Source organism: Methylothermaceae bacteria B42, assembly GCA_001566965.1.
Classification (GTDB): Bacteria; Pseudomonadota; Gammaproteobacteria; order Methylococcales; family Methylothermaceae; genus Methylohalobius.
The window spans coordinates 78012-97202 of the sequence record LSNW01000014.1 but is presented as its reverse complement, the minus strand read 5'-3'; the positions used below and the strand labels follow the sequence as shown (position 1 = coordinate 97202).

Sequence of the window (19191 nt, the reverse complement as noted above, 5' to 3'; positions counted from 1 at the left end):
TAAGGAAACCACTCAGTTTCAGAACAATTAAAGCAAAACTCGTGCCGCTGATATAATTTATTGGAAAAACATAATCTTAGAGATATGGTTCTTTTGTCAATTAGATATCTGGCCATATCTGTAAAATTTGCTGACATTTTTAATCCTACGGTGTCTTTTTACTCTCAATGACTTCAAGTAACACATTGCCAGAGAGGTTGGTTTCAGTTATCTGAAGAAATTCTTTTTTTTGTTTGTCCAACCCTACTGCCAAACGGCCTTCACTAACCTCATCCTGCCTTAGACTTCTTCCTATTCCGAAAAGCTCTGCAGCCCTCATATTCAAAAACTGATCCATATTGGCACAAATTCCCAGTACCGGTATCCCAGCCACCGCAGCTTGGTGACATCCCATTACCCCACCGTTACAAATCATCAAATCCGCACGTTGCGCGCTTTTCAGACCATCCAGCCAAGGCGCATGGAAAAGATTGCCGGTAACGCCGGCCTGCTTGTGACCCAAAGCCGCGATAACTGTAACCGGCAGATTTGACATATAGTCCAGCACCTTCTGAAATGCCTGGGCGGAACCGGAGGTACCGGCAACCACATAGATTATTGGTTTGTCGTCGGGGACCTCACCCCACCATGGAGGTTCAGGCACAGGCGGCGCCCAGAGAAGCGGACCCAGAAAATGATGATTCTCCGGCATGGGAAGATCGGGATACATTTCGGGAACATCCGCATACAGTACAGTATCGCCGTTAGTGTAAATTTTCCTGACATCATCTCCTAATTCCAATAGACCATATTGACGCCGTAATTGATTGAAAGGCCTGGCATGGCTGGCAAATATCGAAGGAATCAGCCGCCTATAAACTGGCTCCACCCATTGATGAGGTACATAAGCAAAAGGCCTAAGGCAAGGCAGCGGGGGTATCGGACAGAATTCAGGGCGCCAATAGGCATTGGTGATATTGATATAATGGATTTTCGCCACCCGGGCACTGATTACCAACGATAATCGCAAATCCCCAATCACAACATCGGGCTGGATTTTCTCAATCAGTCCAAGGTCAGTTTTGATGTATTGTCTTAGCCGCGCTTTGCTGAAAAGGGGCAACCCCCAATCCAGTATGCGCCGGAACTTGGCTGGCGTTATCGAATCGAGATCGTGGACAGGATAGGGAAAGTCTTTCAGAAACTGGCGAAAATTATTGGTGGGACAAGCCAAATGGATTTCGCAATCTGTTTCAGATAGTTTTTCAATTAATGCCAACGGGCGGGCCAAGTGAGCCAAGGTAACCGCCTCGGCAAAAAACAACAAACGTTTTCCGGCCATATTATCGCAATCGGGGAAGCGCAGCCGGATTAAACAAATTTTCTTTGATGGATTTATCCCTGAATCGGTATTTCTTCCAAACCAACGCAGTTGCCTTGCCGGTTTGGTGATTGACCATCAGCATTTTGCCCGGCCGCCAGAATTGCCCGAGATAGCGCTTGTATTTATGATATGTCAGCGTTTTTAGATGCTTGCCCCGGCGGTTGAAGTATTCAATTTTCCATGGGATATAATGTTCTTGGTCCGTCCAGGTCACTTGCTTACTGTAAAGGGAGTGAGGATCTTTTGGATAACGCTCTACGAGGAAAACCTTCCGGCCTTTGTAATTATCGTCCCCCAGGTATTTGTAATCGTATTTTTCCAATACCGGCGCGGTCATATCTTCATAGGAGAATTCGCTGCCCATGAATGAACCACCTTTATTGGAAGAAGAAATCCTTTTCACCCGTTTGAGCGCCGGCAGATACAACCATTGATCATCGTCACTGTGTTTGTGAGAAAAGGTAAGGAACTTAGTGTCTTTGACATCCGCAGGACTGTCGAAAATCAACAGGCTCTTGTCACCATCATCGGTTCCTTCCAAGGTCATGCTACGGATACGACGAACGCTTGTCTCTCCGCGCTGATTTTTCAATATCATGATCAAACTGGCACGGAAATTCCCCCACCCTTCATCACGGCGTTCACCTTCCTTGGCGATTTCCAAACCCCGTTCCTCCGCGCTGAGCGCCCATGCCTTGGGCTGCCAGGTTAAGGCAATCAGGAACAGTATTTCAAGCCAGATAACTGTATGCCTTTTTATCATCTTGTACTCCTCGCTCCGCCCACAAAATTAACGGGGGCATTAAAAAGAAATCGGTCAGCAGGGCAAACCCGATGGTTATTGCAACCAACAGTCCCATTTGGGCATTGATGGCAAAATCAGACAAGGTTAGCACCAAAAATCCTGCCACTAGCACAATGGAAGTAATTAGCATAGCGCTGCCTACGTGTTCAAAGGTGTAATGAACCGCACCCATGGGTGACAACGCCAATTGCCGGCGAGCATGGAGATACTTGCTGAGAAAATGTACCGTATCATCCACCACGATTCCCATGGTCATCGCCGCGACGACCGAAAGCCCCATACTTACTTGACCGTGCATGACCCCCCATAAGCCAAACGCCATCCATGCCGGCACCAGGTTGGGCACCAAACTGAGCAACCCCCAAAAAACAGAGCGAAAGGCAAGGATTAAAGTCAGTGAAATCACCGCAAACGCAACCATGGTGCCAATCAACATGCCACGAATATTACTGCGGCCAATATGGGCGAACATAATAGTGCCTGCGGCACCTACATGCATATAAGCGGGGGCGTTTTCCCGCAACCATTGGTCAGCGTCTTGCTCAAGGGCCAGCATTTCGTCGCTGGAGAGATTCTTCAGGGTAATCGTCATGCGCGAAGCGGACTTATTCACGTTGATACGGTCATTGAGCTCCAGCCCTTCGGGCAAAGACATCTCATAGAGCAACAAATATTGCGCCGCCAGATCCTTACTCTGGGGAATCTTGTACCAAGCACGCTCATTGCCATGCATATTCATATTCAGACGTTTGATAATATCGGCGATGGAATAGACATGCAGGGTTTCCGGCCGGTCGCGGTACCATTGGGCAAAACGGTCCAGGGCGTCAAGATATTCCGGATCGGTGATTGTGCTGCCAGGTGGCGCCGGGAGGGAGTATTCCATAATATACATACCGGTCAAGTGTTTAGTGGCATATTCGGTATCGGACCGGAACTGGACATTAGGCGAGAAATATTTGATCAGATCATCGTTGAGCTGATTTTTAAAGGCAAAGCTGGACAACCCGATCACCAAAACCGGCATGCCGAGCAAAAGCGGGAGGCGGTATTTGATAACAAAATCCGCCAACCACGATATTCCCGGTGAGCCTTTGTATCTGGGCAGAGAAACCCTGACCGGTACCACTATCGCCAGCAGCGGCAACAACACAATGGTATAAAAAAAAGCAAAACCCACGCCCATGGCGGAAATATTGCCCAAATCCCTAAAAGGCGGAGAATCGCTAAAATTGAGCGTCAAAAAACCCAGAACGGTGGTCAGGCTGGTCAGAAATATAGGTTGATAGTTTACACGCAAGGATTGCGCAAGCGCTTGGAATTGCAGCTGACGCCAACCTAAAGCACTTAGCCAGCCCTGCTTAAGAACCAAAAGAAACGTCACTAACAAGTGAACACAATCGGCGACCGATACTGTCAAAATAATATTGGGTGCAGCCGCCGAGGGCGGGGAAATTTCAAAACCCATCCAGCCCGCTAATCCCATGGTGGCACCAATGGCAAGCAGCAATACCATATAAGCCCAAACCGCCGCCATCAAAGATCCCAGTAATACCCATAACACAATAAATACCAGGGTAAACATAAGAGGGAATAGAGTGGCCATGTCTTGCTGCGAGGCTTCGGGGAATGCGTTGCTCATCAAAACGCCACCACTAAGCCGCACCTCAATTTTGGGATAACGCTGCCGGAATTTTTGGGCAAGCTGGCGAACGTATTTAACGACAGAGGGGATTTCGGTATGCTCGTCAACCCCCGGCAGCCTGACAGTCACATGAAGACCAGTAACCTTAGCATCCTTGGAAATCACCCGGCGCACCAATAAGGGTTCTTTCAAGGCAATCTTGCGGATTTCTTCAATATCTTCCCGTGATAACTTACCAGCAGAAGCATACAAATCACGGACAATTAACTCATCCTGCCTGCCCAAGGTGTACTGAAAATTTTTCAGGGAATCCACTCGCTGAACATAAGGTATGTACCAGGCTTGATCCGTCAACCATTCAATCGCTTCCAAGACTTCGGAATTAAATACATTGCCGGATTTGGGCGAGAGGATGAACATCACCGTATCATCCTTGGTATAAGTTTCGTGAATGGTATTTAGGCGCTTCAGATAGGGGTCATTCTGAGTGAAAAATACCCGGTAATCCGCAGTAAAGTCCAAAAACCTAATGCCGCTTATCAAAATGGCGGTTACCAACATGAGTACAGCCAGCAACCACCAACGCCATCGCCGCAGAAACTCTAGATAGCGTATTGTCATGAATTAATTTCTGAGATCAGCCAGAAGGTTTTGAGCTTCTTCCCGCTCTGGAAAAGAAGCCCGATTGTTCAATAGCTTTTCCAGAACTTTGATGGCTTCTTGTCTCCGGCGGTTGGCAACAAGAATTTTGGCCCAGTGATACTGCACGGAAGGGAAATTAAACTTCTCCGCGACAGGTTGCATAACAGTCAATGCCCGACCACGTTCGCCACGCGCCAACAATACCATTGCCAAGGTATCGGAGATCATCCCTGCATTGGGATCTATTTCCACCGCTTTTTCTACGTATTGTAAAGCTTTATCCGGATCCTGATTCCGAAGCATCCAGGCAAGGTCATTCAGCACATCTGCTTGCTTTGGATTTTTTTGCAGAATTTCCTCCAACTGCTTAATCGCCCGCTTATCCTCGCCCATGGTACGATAAAGCACCGAACGCATATAGGCTACTTTGAGATCCTGGGGATACTTTTTTAACCAATCATCCAACGTTTCTTCTGCTTTCTCCTGTTTTCCCACTCTCCAGTAGGCACGGGATAATGCGACGGCCGTTTCCGAATCCGGTTTTTTTGCCAATGCCCGCTGGTAGAGTTTAATCGCTTTTTGCGGTTCATTCTGGCGCATTGCCAATTCGGCTTGGAGGGATAAAACCTTGGGATTTTCAGGATAACTTTTTTTGATTTTCGTCAAAATCGCCTGGGCGTTTTTTAGATCACCTTTCTTGATCTCCAATTTCACCAAGGCCAAATGTGCCGGCAAAAATTTCTTATCGAGCAAGACAGCCTTTTCCAGATGCATTTGTGCTCGGGCAAAATCACCTGATTTCATAAAAACCTGGGCGAGAAAAAAATGTGATAAGGGGGAATTCGGCGCCAAATCTCTTAATTTTTTTGCGGTATCTTGTGCTCGGCCAATTTGGCCTTCTTCTATTTGCGCTTCCAACAACACCATCAAGAGTGGGACAGAATCTGGATAGAGTGGACGAATTTTTTCCAGCAAAGATTGGGCACGGCCAAATTCATTCATTTGGATGTAGGTTCGCGCTAATGACAACCTTGGCGCAAGCACATCAGGATGTTTTTGCACAATTTCCTCAAGATGAGTAATAGCACTTTTTGCCTTGCCCTCCATAGCATCCAGCATCACCAAATGCATGGCAGCATTAAGATTATCAGGATGATGCTTTAGCACTTGTTTATAAAGTTCACGCGCTTTTTTAAAGTCATTCCTATCAGCGGCCAACTGCGCAAGATTATGGGCAATGGCAGGGTTGCCCGGTTCCAACGCCAGGGCTTGTTCAAAAGTATTTTCTGCTTCCTCAATATGCCCTTGTTTTACTTGTAGCAACCCAAGTAACCCCAACCCAAGAACGGAATCTGGTAGTTTTTCTTGAATTATTGAGATTTCCTTGCGGGCTTCATCAAAGCGTTTATTGCGCAAATACAGCATAGTTAGTTGGACTCTGGCAGGAAGAAAATCGGGATTAATCTCCAGTGATTTTTTTAGCGCCTTTTCGCCTTCTTCCAGTTTACCAATCGAACCCAACCCCATGCCAAGTTGGGCGTATAATCCCGGAGAATCCGGATTCAGTTCCAGCAAGGCTTGCATGTGCTCTATTGCCTTTTGATGATTACCAAGAGCAAACTCAATCCGGCTCATCAACATGCGCGAAAACAAATCTTTTGGCAAGGCTTCCACCACCGGCGCTAAAGTGTTTTTAGCCGCATCATAGTGTTTCATCTTGTACTGTACCCAAGCTAAAACTTGGTGTCCCTTGACCGAACCTGGAACCAGGCTTAAATAACGCCTAATCGCAGCTTCCGTCTGCAACTGCTGACCTTTCAACAAAAAAGTCAAGCCCTGAAAATAGTGGGTTTGAGGATAACGTTCATTTAATTTCCGGGCTTGTTCGAGTTCGGAAAGGGCATCATCAAATCGCTGCTGCTTGAGCGCAAGCAAACCCGCGGAAAAATAGCCTAAAAAATATTTTGGCGCTTTTTTCTTCACAACCTGAATATCTTTGGCGGCTTCCTCTAACCTGCCCATTTCTATACGAAGGAGCGCCCGGCTAGCCAAATCCGGAATATTGATAGGGTTGAACTGAATAGCTTTTGTATAAGCTTCTTCTGCCCCTTTTAGTTTTCTCTGGGCTTCAAGAATTTTTGCCTTGAAACGCCACGCACGTCCTAATTCAGGATTGAAAGACAGCGCCTCTTCCACAAGCCTTGCTGCTTCAGAGATTTTTTTATCGCCCATGGCTATGCGAGCAATCCCCAATTTAGCAAGTGGTGACTGGGGGTCGAGATTTAACGCCTGTTTATACGCTGCCTCAGCTTTTTCCCTTTTACCCAGCCCAAGCCAAGCATCACCCCGGTAAGCATAAAGCTCAGCCTGCTGCACCGACGACAAACTTTGGGGAATATTTATTTCATTCAATATTTCCTGATATTTGTTTTGCATAGCAAGCGCTTTAGCAAGAGGGGACATCAGAGCCTCCTTGCTAACGCCAAGGTTAATTGCGCGCCGAAGCTCTTTTTCTGCCGATGGTCCGTTTCCAACTTTTACATATAATTCTCCTAGCAGGGTTCTGGTTTCTTGGTTGCGGGGATTCTTTTTAAGAGCGCTTTTGAGTTCGATGATTGCAGCTCTAAAATCGCCTTTTTCCTGAAATTCTTTTGCTCTGGAAACATGTTCTGCTTCAGTCAACTCCGGAGCGCACCCATAAAAAGCAAATGTTACTAGTAGAATGAAAAAGAAATGACGAAACCACAAAGAATAATCAGGCATAAAGACCTCATCTGTATTTAAAACTCGAACAAAATCCCCGCATCAAGGAATAAATCAAATTAAAATGATATAGTAATAGTTGTGACCGAAGACAAAATTCCTGAATAAATCTGAAGTGTATCTACATATATTCACGGAATGCCATGGAATAAAAATCCCAACCTAGGGTATATATCAATATTTAAAATAAACAATATAGTAACTTCATATAGTAACTTCCTTATTTATTTGAACAAATTATAGAGGGGCTCAGATTTTTGAAAGCTACTGAGTAGATTTATCCTCCCGCCTTTCTAATTCCTCCCGCGCCTTACGCGCCAGTTCCAAATACCGCTTGCGGAGGATGTCCAGTTCTTTTTCTTCCATTTCTTCCAGGTCCAGCAGCATATTCTCCGCATTGTCCACAGCGCGGATGAGTTCGTCGAGTTTAATCTGGATGGCGTCGGTGTCGCGGTTTTGGGTGTGTTGGATGATAAATACCATCAAAAAGGTCACAATGGTGGTGGCGGTATTGATAATCAACTGCCAGGTATCACTGAAGCCGAAAACAGGGCCGCTGAGCATCCACAAAAGGATAATGGCGATAGCAATATTAAACGCGATGGGGCGACCTGCAAGCCTCGATGCAATACGGGCGAAGTGGTCAAATCGAGCGTTCCAGGCGCGGGTATCAACCCCTATCGCTTGAAACCATTTTTCCATTTTTTCAAGTATTGCTTCAGCTTTATTATCCGACATGGCAAGATCCTCCCCTGTTTTTCTAGTGATTAAAACTTTATCTTAGCATCTTCTTCTAGTGGAAAAATAACTGCTCAAGCCAAGGCTTCCACCATCCCCTCCATTTCCGCGCTGAGAGTTGCAAAAGGCAGTAAATCTGTAGGGGGATGAGATTCCAGCTCACGCCTAAGGCGCTGAAAACGGCTGAATTTCTGTAAACATACAGGGCTTGTACAAACCATCCCTACATCCTCGGCGCCGGAGATCAAGTGCCGTGTCAACGACGCATTCGCCCCCTTAAAACGGAGAAAAAGGGCCTGCTTGAGGCGGCTTTCCCAATCCGAGCGCACTGGTATCAACGCCAACGACTCTAGGATTGAAGAAAGACCCAAAAATTCCGCAACCGTGAAATACGTTTGCGCAATTTCCGTAAAATCCATTGGATTGTTTATCGCCAGATCCACCAACACCGGGAAATCATACAGTTGCTTCATAAGAACCAGACGCCGCGCATCCTCATCTTCTAAGCCTTCCGATTGCAATTGACCTATTTCCAAGGTGTCTTCGGTAACAAATCGATGGCCATACGCTTGTAAAAAATTTTGACAGCGCTGAATTATTTCTGGCTTTGGCATTAATGACCGACCCCGGTTCAAAAACCAACTCAAGCATAATGCCAAGGCGTCTTCAATTCGCAGCAACAAGCTGTAAAGCCTGTCACAGGGAAACACCCCCGCTCGATCCAATAAATTTTGACGCAACAGCGCGGTTCCCAAAACTCCGTCGAAGGTCAAGTATAAAGCTACTGCATGTTCGATAAGAGGACTGGATACTTCTTCAATCCGGCCAAGGAAAGTGGCACCCGCCCGATCCAGAATATGATTGCTCAGGGCCGTCGCGGTAATTTCGGCTGCCAACGGGTGTTGAGTAATACTACTTCCAAATTGTTTGGATAACTCGGCCGGGAAGTAATCGCGAAGATACCCCTGTAAAAAATTCTGACGCAAGAACGTTGGCCGGACTAATAGCGCTTGCTTTAACTGCAATTTAGTGAGCGAAAGTAATACCGCCAATTCTGGCCGGGTCAAGGATTGGTCGCTGCGGGCAATAACTTGCTCTGAACCCGGAAAGCTTTCCAACGCCCGCTTCAATAAACCGGCGTTCTCTAACCGGTCAGCCAGATCCAAGAAAGGGGCGGAATCGCGCCGGCAACGTAGTAGATCGATTGAAATACAAAGACTCTGACTGGCATTATGTCCCAACACCTTATTGACAACGTCTCCGCAAACCCGAGACAACCAATAGTAGGGCGTTTTGTCCCCCAGCTCTTGTTTTTCTTGCAAGGAATACAAAAGGATTTTGAGATTGACCTCGTGGTCGGATAAATCCACGCCGGCGGAATTGTCTATGGCATCCATATTGATTTTGCCGCCCAAACTCGCATATTCCACCCGACCATACTGGGTAAATCCTAGGTTGGCACCCTCGGCTACCACCTTCACCTGCAACTGATTGGCATCCACTCTGACAGCATCGTTGGCGGGATCGCCTACCTCATGGTGCTTTTCCCAACTTGCCTTGACATAGGTTCCAATACCTCCCAGCCACATAAGATCGGCTTCCGCCATTAATATATGTCGAATCAATGTCTCGCTATCTAAAACTTTATGACGAACGCCCAACCAACGCCGAACCTGTGTTGAAAGAGGGATGCTTTTAGCTTGCCGGGGGTACACGCCGCCCCCTTCAGAAATCAATTCTGGATTGTATTGATCCCAGCTGGCCCCTGACTGAAACAGACGCAGCCTTTCTTGATAGGCAATTTTTGGATCCGGATTCGGGTCAATAAAAATAGCGCGCCCGGAGAAGGCGGCTAACAATTTGATTTGTTTAGACAACAGCATGCCATTGCCAAAAACATCGCCATCCATGCTGCCAATTCCAATAACGGTAATGGTTTCCTCTTCTAAATTGCGCCCTAACTCATAAAAGTGGCGCCTGGCGCATTCCCAAGCCCCTTTAGCGGTTATCCCGAGCTTCTTATGGTCATACCCACGGGAACCGCCACTGGCAAACGCATCTTTGAGCCAATATTCATACTCAACCGAGATCCGATTGGCAATGTCAGAAAATCGGGCCGTCCCCCTGTCAGCCGCCACCACCAAATAGGGGTCATCCCCATCGTAACTGACCACATGAGGCGGTCGAACTAACTGTCCCTCTTTAAGATTATCGGTTACCTCCAGCAAGGCACGCATAAAATTGACGTAGGCAGTTTTGATTTGACTGGGTTGAGGCTTTTTATCCTTGACAATAAAGCCGCCCTTAGCCCCTTGGGGAACAATCAATGCGTTTTTAAGCATTTGCGTGCGCATCAGCTCCCACACTTCGGTACGGAAATCATCCTGGCGATCCGACCAGCGGATACCGCCACGGGCAACCTTGCCGCCGCGAAGATGCACTGCCTCCATCTCAGTACTGTGAACATAGACTTCGTATTTCGCCATCGGCGCTGGCATCTCTATGACACCCAAGCCACTCAGCTTGAAAGCCAACCGGTCTTCAGCCTCGGGACAATAAAAATTGGTCCTGACCGTGGCGTCAATCAAATTAAATACCGTTCTTAAAATCCGGTCGGCATGCATGTCAACGACCGGTTCCAACGCCTTTTGCAACGCCTGACGCAGGGGAAACAAGCCTTCTTCTTCGCGCTTTTCCAGGGTTGTCCAGGGTAATGATGGGTCGAAGCGAGTCTCAAAATAATCACACAGTAGCTTTGCTACCTGAGGATAATCCAAAAAAGCATTATGGAAACGGGTACTGGAATAGGTGCTGCCCAATTGAAAAAAATAATTGCGATAGCCGCGCAGCATATTCACTAGCCGCCAAGACAAGGATGCGCTCAATATCAAGCCATTTAGCTGATCATCTTCCACCCGTCCAGAAAACACGGCTGTCAGCAAAGCAATAATTTCTGCCCGCCGCCTCTTTAAGGCTCGCCGGTCCATAGTTTTGGCCGGTTCCACGTGGAAACAGCGTAAAAAGACTTCGCTCTCTGGGAATGGAATCCGGAAAAAAGATTGGTCCACCACCCGTAGTCCCAGGTGGTTAATCGGTGGCAACCAGGTGTCTAAATACGTGAACCGCGTAGTGTAGAAACGCAAACAAGGTGGATGAGTATCATCTTCAAAGCTAAAATCCACCACCACATCGTTGCTGTGGCGCAGCGCTTCAAGATAGGCAATATCCTTAACAGCTTGACGGGGAGAAGTGGCTTGTTTATAGCTTAGGGGCAATACTTGAATTAACTCGGAGGTAAATCCATTATCCACCAAAGCCAACAGTTTCTTATCCCAAGAATCCACAGCCTAGCTCAGTTTTTTCTTCATGATTAACACATTGGCATCCTTACCCTGGCGGTATTCCACTTCATCCATCAATGTACGGATTAAAAACAGCCCTCGGCCGTGATCAACTGGGGCGCCGGGATCGGGTTCAGGGATGGATTCCAGGTCAAAACCCTGGCCTTGATCATAGACTTTAATACACAGCTGGTTATGATCGATATGGATTTGCACCCGCACGGTTTTCGCGGAATTATCGTGATGGGCATGACGGATGGCATTGGTCATAGCTTCGGTCAGCACTAAATTAAGATGATATGCCAAGGTCTCTCGATCCCCTTGATAACGGTCCAACTCCTTGGCAATCGCCTCTCCGATGTTACCAATCAAGCTTAAATAGCGGGTTTGATTGGGAACGACAATATCTACTTGAATATCATTAATGGAAGTGTTCATCATTTAATTCTCAGCCAACGCTTCGTCAACGCTGGCATAAATGTCGAACACTTGATTGAGACGGGTCAATTCGAACATCGACCGGACCCGGGGTTGAGGTCCTGCCAACACCAAACGGCCTTGGTGGAGGTTGGCGTTTTTGTAACCGGAGAGAAGCGCGCCGAGTCCTGAGCTATCAATGAAACGCACTTCGGATAAATCTATTATCAAATCTTTTTCGCCATTTTCCAAAAGTTTGAGGATCCGGTCTTTTAACTCACCAGAATTATGAGCATCCAGGCGCGGCTCCAAGAGACGGAGGATTCTCCAGTCTTTTTGCTTGTCAATTTGCAGCTTCATTACTTTCCAGCCCTCAGCTTACCATGGATTGAGCTTATGCTACTTTTACCTTGGCGGCAATTGGTCTTCACCCGCCACTGACATTAGATTGTACGATTTTGCTTACGGTTTTAGAAAAATCCGATAAACTATAGTGCGGCTCCCACAGCGCAAATATCAAACGGGAAACCTACTCCGATTAATCAGGAGCGCTTCAAGTTATTTTTTTGACTAGTATTTAATTGGGATAGTTTTTTATAGCAATTTTTATGGCCCGCTTTTTAATTTTTATTTTTGGGTTTCAAATGTGGTCTGCCACCCCTGTCTGGAGCAACCCCGCAGTAGCTTTTCATTATGGTACCGAACCTCCGACCGATGAGCTTCGCGCCTTCGATTGGGTCGTGGTGCAACCCTATAGCAATCTGAACCCGGCGGACTACCAAACCCCCGACTCGCAATTATTCGTCTATGTCAGCGCTGGCGAGCTTCATGGCCAAAGCACTCATTTAAACAAGATTCCCAAAGGCTGTATCGTTGGGACCAATAAAGCGTGGCAAGCAAGCGTCATCGACCAATCCCTGCCCAAGTGCCGCCAATATTTTTTGGACCACATTGTCACGCCGCTGTGGGAAAGAGGGTTTCGAGGGTTCTTCCTGGATACACTGGATTCCTACCAGCTTGTCAGCGAACAAGCCTCTGATAGAAAGCGGCATGAGCAAGGGCTAGTCGCGCTCATTCAAGCCATCAAATCCCGCTATCCAGAAACCAAACTGATATTAAACCGCGGCTTTCCCTTTTTAGAGCAGGTGGCCAGTGACGTGGACGCCGTAGCCGCGGAATCTTTGTACCAAGGATGGAATCAGTCTCAACACCAGTACACTAAAGTCAACCCACAAGACCGGCAGTGGCTGCTGAACCAGCTGAATAAAGCCCGCAATTTGGGCTTGCCCGTCATTGTGATTGATTATCTGCCTCCCAACCAGCGTGATCAGGCCCGGATCACTGCTAAAAAGATCCAAAGCCATGGTTTTATCCCCTGGATCACCAACGCGGACCTGAATATGGTTGGCATTGGACTACGGGAAGTCATGCCCCGCAAAATATTAATGCTCTACAATGGCAACACCAATCCCTACGATTCCAACCTCAATTACTACCTCACCATGCCGGTGAATTATCTGGGTTATTCCGCCCGCCCCTTGCATATACAAAATTCCCTGCCGGATTTCCCTCTAACGGGCACACACGCTGGCATAGTCACTTGGTTTGAAAAACCCTTGGGAGCGGAGAGTGAAAGGGTTTGGCAATGGCTTGTGCAACAAAAAAACAACGGCGTTCCCATTGTCATCATGGGAGACTTTGGCTTTCCCTTGGATAAGCCTCACCTCAAACCTTTTGGTCTGAGCGCTCCCAACATTTCTGAAACCGGCGCTCCCATTACCATTACAAAAATCGATAAACGATTTATCGGCCTAGAAGCCGCCCCTCAGCCAACGATTGCCGATTTCAGCCCTTTGCATCTTGAAAAAGGCAAGGTACTGCTCCAACTGCAGGACAGTAAAAAACAGCGCCAGGATGCCGCCGCCATCACCCCATGGGGCGGCTATATCGTAGCCCCTCATATCGTCAATTTGATTACACTCCCCGAAGAAGGCGCACAATCCCTATGGATCTTGGATCCGTTTACCTTCCTTACTCAGGCATTGCGCTTGCCCGAATTCCCGGTACCGGATATTACCACTCGCAGCGGCCGCCGGATCATGATGATACACATAGATGGCGACGGGTTTGCCGCGCTCAGCACCGTCCCCGATTATTACGGACGTTTTGCCGGGGAAGTGCTGGAAATGGAAATCCTGCGCAAATATCGCTGGCCTACCAATGTCTCCTATATTGTGGGCGAGTTTACCGATGATGGCCTGTTTCCCAAAAAAGCGCCGCAACTGCGTAAAATTGCCCGGCGCATTCTCGAATTGCCGTGGACCGAGACAGCTAGTCACACCTATTCCCATCCTTTCAATTGGCAGGCGCTGGAAAAAAATCCAGATTTAAGCGCAGGTGTAAACCCCAAACCCGTCAATCCCGCGGCAGGTGAGTATGGCTACAACCTGCCAATTCCAGGCTACCGCTTCGACCCTTACATGGAAACCGCCGGCTCGGCAAAACTGATTGACGAACTGATCGCTCCTCCCGGCAAAAAAACCAAAATCATCAACTGGTCGGGCGACACGGACCCGGGCGTTCCCAGCCTCAAAGCAGCCTATCAAGCAGGCCTGCTCAATATCAATGGCGGCGGCAGCGTGATTCTCCGCACCAAGCCATCCCTGACCAACCTGTTTGGAAATGGCATCTGGAAAGGAGATTATTTTCAGGTCTTCGCTCCCGTGGGGAACGAAAACGACTTTACCAACTTGTGGCAGGGGCCTTTTTATGGCTTCAAACGGGTAAGAAACACTTTTCAGTTAACCGAATCCCCCAGGCGCCTGAAACCGATCAATATTTACTATCATTTTTATTCCGCGGACCGCCCCGGCGCCTTGCACGCGTTGCAAGAAGTTTATGCCTGGGCCGCCCGTCAGCAGTCGCACCCTCTGTTTTCTTCCGCTTATATTCAGTCCGCACTGGATTTTGAGAAGTTGGTTATTGCGCGACAGCAAAATCATTTTATTATCCGAAATTATGGCCAGGCCCTTACCCTGCGGGTACCGCAAAAGTTTGGATATCCAAACTTGAACACGAGCGATCATGTCGCGGGTTTCGATGCTGCAAATGGCGAAAACTATTATTTTCACCTGACCCCCGGTTCACAAGCTCGCTTTTCTTTCACCGATAAAAAGCATACGAAACCTTATGTCATCTCGGCCAACGCCACCGTGGAAACCTATACAATCGACCACGATCGGCTACGAATTAAGTTGCGCGGGGAAGTACCCATAAAAGTAAAATTGGCGCCAGGCGATCATTGCAAGCGTACGCATCTATCCCGCAACCCGATTCACAGCCAAAAGGGCAAGGGATTCATTCAGTATCATTTTCATGAGCAAAGTGTCAAATTTACCTTTAAATGCCAGTAACGAAGGCCAGGAACGCTTCGCTTCCCTGGGTCTGCTCATCGGCTTGATTGTCGCTGTCGCCGCGGCGCTGTTTTGGCTTGCCCCGGACAAAGCCCTGGACCGATTATTAAATCGCTCGGAAGATCCTACCCCCGCTTCCCTTAAGTACTTGCGCTTATTGGCAAAAGAACATCCCGATGCGCTTGAATATCAGCAGCAACTGGCTAACCAATTAGTTGCAACCGGCAACTATCAGGAGGCCATGAAGATTCTGGAAAGATTCCTTCCGCACCACCCGGAAACCCTGGCAGCCTATCTCGTGGCATTGGAGCGTTATTATTTTGACCTCAGCGAATCGGATCCTCGGCGCCAAGCACTGGAAAACAAATTAATACAATTGATTCAAGCGGAAAAAAATCCAGCCCGCTTGGAAAAATTGGCGGCGACAACAAAACACCTAGGTAATGCGCAATTGACTATTCACTTGTACCGCCAGATCTTGATGACTTCTTCAGATGCCACTCTCAAACGCCAAGTATTCGAAGAGGCGATTCGTACCCATTTGAGCCTGGGCGACTCCAAAAAAACCCTGGCACTGGCCCTGGAACTGCTACCCAACATCCAGCCATCCCAGGAAACCTACCGACTGCTTTCTAAATTAGCGCTCATGTCGGCTAATTCCAAGTGTGCTGCTTACTTTGCGCGCCTGCTCGTTGGCATTCCTCAACCCCACGGAGAAAATCAATGCGTTTCTGCTGGTCATTGATTTTCCTGCTCGCCATCGGTTTGTCTCCAGCAAGAAGCGAAGAATTACCCGAACCTTCCCGCCCCTTTCAGCAAACCGACTATGAATTAGCCTATGATGTTTTTATCAAATCCGGCGCATTGAAAGAAGCGCTTGCGGTCGCGGTCAAAGCGCTTAAAAACGATCCCAATAACCTGGAATGGCGGCGGAAAGCTGGCCAGGCAGCCCTTTGGCAAGGGAAAAGCGACATTGCCTTGAGGCATTTTTTCTTTCTCGCTCTAAAAGGCGATCCCGATGATTTCCAGCGCGCCTTAACCTTGGCCCAGGCCCTGCATGATTATCCCAAGCTTTTGGTTCTCTACCGGATGCAAATGAAGGAGCGGCCGAGAGATGACCAACTCTTTATGAAGTTTATCCATGCCTGGAGCGAGGTGGGCAAACCAGAACGAGCCATCCCCGTACTTTGGCAGCGGTACCGAAAATATGGTCACGGCGGTCTGTTGCGGGAATTGGCTGAACTGTACCGCAGTATCGACCAACCGGAACGCGAACGCCACGTTCTGCAATTATTTCTAAAACGGCATTCTCCCCAAGCTTGGGCAATCCAACGCCTGGCTTCTCTGGAATTGCTGCGAGGAAATGCCAAGGGCGCTTATCGTTTATTGCAAAAATACACGCCCAGACTGAGAGAAGTTTCCCCGGAATTGGCGGGCCTGCACTTGGAACTCGCTTGGTCACAACAAGATTACGCAACCTTCTCAAAGCTGGTTCAACGTTATCAAGAAACCCTGTCTGCTAACCAGATTGCCCGCCTGATTCTTTTGGACAAAAGTTATGGCAGGCTGGACCAGGCTTTTTCCATGGCTTTGCGGTTGTGGCAACAGGAACCCAATCTCAGTTCGGCATTGATGCTGCTGTCGATCGCCAATCAAGACAAAAAAGGTGCATTCTTAGATCAAGCCATTTCCGCTCTTGACCAATTCCCCATGGAAGAATTGCAGAATCACCCACTGTATTTTTTAAGCTGGGCAAAGTGGCATCAACATCACGGGCGGATTGCGGAAGCGCAAGCTGTGCTTCGGGAAGGACTCGCCCAACTTCCGGACAATCTGGATCTATGGCTGACCTATCTTTGGATCATGATTGACAACGGCCAAGCGGATTTGCTTGCTTCCTGGCTCCCTACCTTGCAAACCTGGGCGCTCCATAACCCCAAATTGATTGAGCCAACTGTCGCTCTGCTGACTGCTTTGGAAAAACCGGAACAAGCCCTGCTTTTCATGCGCATGCAGGCGCGCGACCGTCAGAACGATCCTTTATGGCTCATGAACTATGCGGATCTGCTGGAGCAATCGGGAAGAAGGCAAGAAGCCCAATTGTGGCGCGTTCACAGCTATCACTTATTGAAAAACCACCCCTTTACCTTAAAGGATGATGAAAAAATCGCGCTTTTACGTCTGTTACAGATCTTTGGCGGCGGTGATAACACAGCTGCGGCCATGCTTAACCTGCTAACCGCCAGGCAATCCAATCTCAATCCCCAGCTACAAGATTTGGTTCTCGCCTGGGCTTTATCCCAACCCGATGAATCCTTGGCCCGGTATTGGTATTTGAAATCTTATTGGCAACGCCACCAGCAACCGCCATTGGTATCTCTCAACCTGGCGGTTAAAGAAAGCGATGCGCAAACTATCGCCGCTTGGCTAGACTATCAAGGCATTCGATTATCCGCTTCGGAAAAACTGAATGCGGCACTCAATTTAAAGCGGCAAAATCAGGCCATCAACCTAGCATTTGACACCCTTGGCCAGTCTCCCTGGAATCAGCCCTTAGCGGAGCAATTTCAAACCCTGGCTTTGGAACAAAGCAACAATGCTGCTTTTACCTGGCGCTATGAAAATTTACAGGACGCCCATTGGCACCAAGCACGCCTTGAGATCAATCAACAATTGACACACCGGCTACGTTTGAAGGGAATAGCCGAGCGGATCAATCTGATTGACGTCGATCCGACGCTCTGGCGAAGGTCCAAACCAAGGCCTGGCCGATATTTGTTACAAGCAAGCTACCGGCACCGTTACGGGGAAACCAAATTGCATGGCGGCATCACTCAAGCGCAGGGTCAACATCCCGCTTTTTCCCTGGAACACCAATTGCCCGCCATTTTTGGGCTGAGGGCAGGCCTAAAGATCGCCACCGGCGAAGTCAACCGGGAAAGTGTGCAACTGTTTCTGGCAGGTTCCGCCAAAGAAGTTTCCACCAATCTGGACTATGCTTTGAGCCAAAGACAGCACATTTTCGCCCGCTTCGGCCACCGTTGGTTTGAAGCTTCCAATGGGGACGATGTTGGCAAGGGCTGGCTGGTGGATGGCAGTTACCGTTATCTTTGGCGGAGCCGGTCACCCCAAATTGCATTGCGAAGCAGCGTGCAATGGCGCGATTATTCCGCGGCCAAATCATTGCCGGGCAAACTGGCGCGCCATGTCCCCATAGGCGGAAATAAGAATGGCAGATTTATGATTCCCCAGGATTATACCCAGGTCAATATCGCGCTCGATGTGAATACCGATTTTGAAACCGGCTTCACACCAAGACTGCATCCCTTTTTCTCCATTGCCGGCAATTGGCATTCCGTCAATGATTTTGGTGGGAGTATTCACGCGGGACTTACCTCCCGGTTATTTGGCCCAGACCGGCTTACCCTGTTTTTTGACCGCATCAAGGGAGGGCAAGGAGTGCAAAATGACTCCTTGAACTTGGGTTTGACTTATCAAATTTTCTTTTAGACAGCATAAGGACAACAGTGATGAAAATAAAAAACCTATCTTTTTTTATAATTTTTCTTTCCATCATGGGCTTTCTTGGTGGCTGCACCACCACGCGCATCAATACCAGCTCCACCGTTTCCCTGGACAAAACAGCCGCCTGGGGTGTCTTGCCCTTTGATAATCACACTACCGTCCCCTTTGCCGGGCAAAGGGCGCAGAAGCTAGCCGCAGCCCTGCTGCAAAGCCGGGAAGTCTCCAACGTTAACTTCCCTCCCCCCGCGCAAACCCCCATGCCAATTGGCAAAAGCAGCGGAAGCCAACAACAATATCTTTCCTGGGCGAAAGAACACAACATTCGCTATCTGGTTACCGGTTCTGTAGATGAATGGCGCTACAAAGTAGGGCTGGATGGGGAACCGGCGGTTTCTTTTACCCTGGAACTCAAGGATTTATCTACTGACACTGCCCTATGGCGGGGCGCTGCCAGTGCCTCCGGACGTTATTGGCAAAGCGCTGGCGTTCTTGCTCAAAGCACGTTGGACCGTCTAATCAAGCGGCTTTTGTCTGAATAA

General features: G+C 48.3%; 12 protein-coding genes. 4 read left to right on the top strand and 8 right to left on the bottom strand.

Annotation, left to right across the window (positions count from 1 at the left end; translation table 11 throughout):
- Positions 1 to 145 precede the first annotated feature (145 nt).
- The 8 genes from AXA67_07145 to AXA67_07110 all read right to left on the bottom strand — a co-directional run bounded on the left by AXA67_07145 (position 146) and on the right by AXA67_07110 (position 12074).
- Positions 146 to 1321, bottom strand: coding sequence for a hypothetical protein (locus AXA67_07145; protein ID KXJ40995.1), 1176 nt, complete (start codon positions 1319 to 1321; stop codon positions 146 to 148).
- Between the two features lies 1 nt (position 1322).
- Entirely contained in the window at positions 1323 to 2126 is an 804-nt protein-coding gene (locus AXA67_07140) for a hypothetical protein (GenBank protein ID KXJ40994.1), read from the bottom strand.
- The gene (locus AXA67_07135) at positions 2095 to 4434 is read right to left on the bottom strand and encodes a hypothetical protein (protein ID KXJ40993.1); all 2340 of its coding nucleotides are present in this window, start codon (positions 4432 to 4434) and stop codon (positions 2095 to 2097) included. Before AXA67_07135 ends, AXA67_07140 begins: the two co-directional genes overlap by 32 nt.
- 3 nt (positions 4435 to 4437) lie before the next feature.
- Positions 4438 to 7218 (bottom strand): hypothetical protein, encoded by a 2781-nt coding sequence (locus AXA67_07130; GenBank protein KXJ40992.1) that lies wholly within the window; start codon positions 7216 to 7218, stop codon positions 4438 to 4440.
- A gap of 264 nt (positions 7219 to 7482) precedes the next feature.
- Positions 7483 to 7920 (bottom strand): hypothetical protein, encoded by a 438-nt coding sequence (locus AXA67_07125; GenBank protein ID KXJ41121.1) that lies wholly within the window; start codon positions 7918 to 7920, stop codon positions 7483 to 7485.
- Between the two features lie 110 nt (positions 7921 to 8030).
- Positions 8031 to 11300, bottom strand: a complete 3270-nt coding sequence (locus AXA67_07120) for a hypothetical protein (protein ID KXJ40991.1) — start codon at positions 11298 to 11300, stop codon at positions 8031 to 8033.
- 3 nt (positions 11301 to 11303) lie between these two features.
- Positions 11304 to 11735 (bottom strand): anti-sigma factor, encoded by a 432-nt coding sequence (locus AXA67_07115; protein KXJ41120.1) that lies wholly within the window; start codon positions 11733 to 11735, stop codon positions 11304 to 11306.
- Positions 11736 to 11738: 3 nt separating this feature from the next.
- The gene (locus AXA67_07110; protein KXJ40990.1) at positions 11739 to 12074 is read right to left on the bottom strand and encodes an anti-anti-sigma factor; all 336 of its coding nucleotides are present in this window, start codon (positions 12072 to 12074) and stop codon (positions 11739 to 11741) included.
- A gap of 248 nt (positions 12075 to 12322) precedes the next feature.
- Between AXA67_07110 and AXA67_07105 the strand changes: the two genes are divergently transcribed.
- From AXA67_07105 to AXA67_07090, 4 genes are read left to right on the top strand one after another with little or no spacing between them, the layout of a single operon-like run.
- A complete protein-coding gene (locus tag AXA67_07105; GenBank protein ID KXJ40989.1) occupies positions 12323 to 15127 on the top strand; it encodes a hypothetical protein in 2805 nt (934 codons plus the stop codon).
- The gene (locus AXA67_07100; GenBank protein ID KXJ40988.1) at positions 15090 to 15872 is read left to right on the top strand and encodes a hypothetical protein; all 783 of its coding nucleotides are present in this window, start codon (positions 15090 to 15092) and stop codon (positions 15870 to 15872) included. The genes AXA67_07105 and AXA67_07100 overlap by 38 nt, the downstream gene beginning before the upstream one ends.
- Positions 15851 to 18637 carry a hypothetical protein gene (locus AXA67_07095; protein KXJ40987.1) on the top strand — a complete coding sequence of 929 codons (2787 nt, stop codon included), beginning with the start codon at positions 15851 to 15853 and terminating at the stop codon, positions 18635 to 18637. The genes AXA67_07100 and AXA67_07095 overlap by 22 nt, the downstream gene beginning before the upstream one ends.
- Before the next feature lie 20 nt (positions 18638 to 18657).
- Entirely contained in the window at positions 18658 to 19191 is a 534-nt protein-coding gene (locus AXA67_07090; protein KXJ40986.1) for a hypothetical protein, read from the top strand.

Bases quoted from the DNA above. Each gene is read 5' to 3' on its own strand.
- AXA67_07145 (KXJ40995.1), bottom strand. From the start codon at position 1,321: ATGGCCGGAAAACGTTTGTTGTTTTTTGCCGAGGCGGTTACCTTGGCT.
- AXA67_07140 (KXJ40994.1), bottom strand. From the start codon at position 2,126: ATGATAAAAAGGCATACAGTTATCTGGCTTGAAATACTGTTCCTGATT.
- AXA67_07135 (KXJ40993.1), bottom strand. From the start codon at position 4,434: ATGACAATACGCTATCTAGAGTTTCTGCGGCGATGGCGTTGGTGGTTG.
- AXA67_07130 (KXJ40992.1), bottom strand. From the start codon at position 7,218: ATGCCTGATTATTCTTTGTGGTTTCGTCATTTCTTTTTCATTCTACTA.
- AXA67_07125 (KXJ41121.1), bottom strand. From the start codon at position 7,920: ATGGAAAAATGGTTTCAAGCGATAGGGGTTGATACCCGCGCCTGGAAC.
- AXA67_07115 (KXJ41120.1), bottom strand. From the start codon at position 11,735: ATGAACACTTCCATTAATGATATTCAAGTAGATATTGTCGTTCCCAAT.
- AXA67_07110 (KXJ40990.1), bottom strand. From the start codon at position 12,074: ATGAAGCTGCAAATTGACAAGCAAAAAGACTGGAGAATCCTCCGTCTC.
- AXA67_07105 (KXJ40989.1), top strand. From the start codon at position 12,323: ATGGCCCGCTTTTTAATTTTTATTTTTGGGTTTCAAATGTGGTCTGCC.
- AXA67_07100 (KXJ40988.1), top strand. From the start codon at position 15,090: ATGAGCAAAGTGTCAAATTTACCTTTAAATGCCAGTAACGAAGGCCAG.
- AXA67_07095 (KXJ40987.1), top strand. From the start codon at position 15,851: ATGCGTTTCTGCTGGTCATTGATTTTCCTGCTCGCCATCGGTTTGTCT.
- AXA67_07090 (KXJ40986.1), top strand. From the start codon at position 18,658: ATGAAAATAAAAAACCTATCTTTTTTTATAATTTTTCTTTCCATCATG.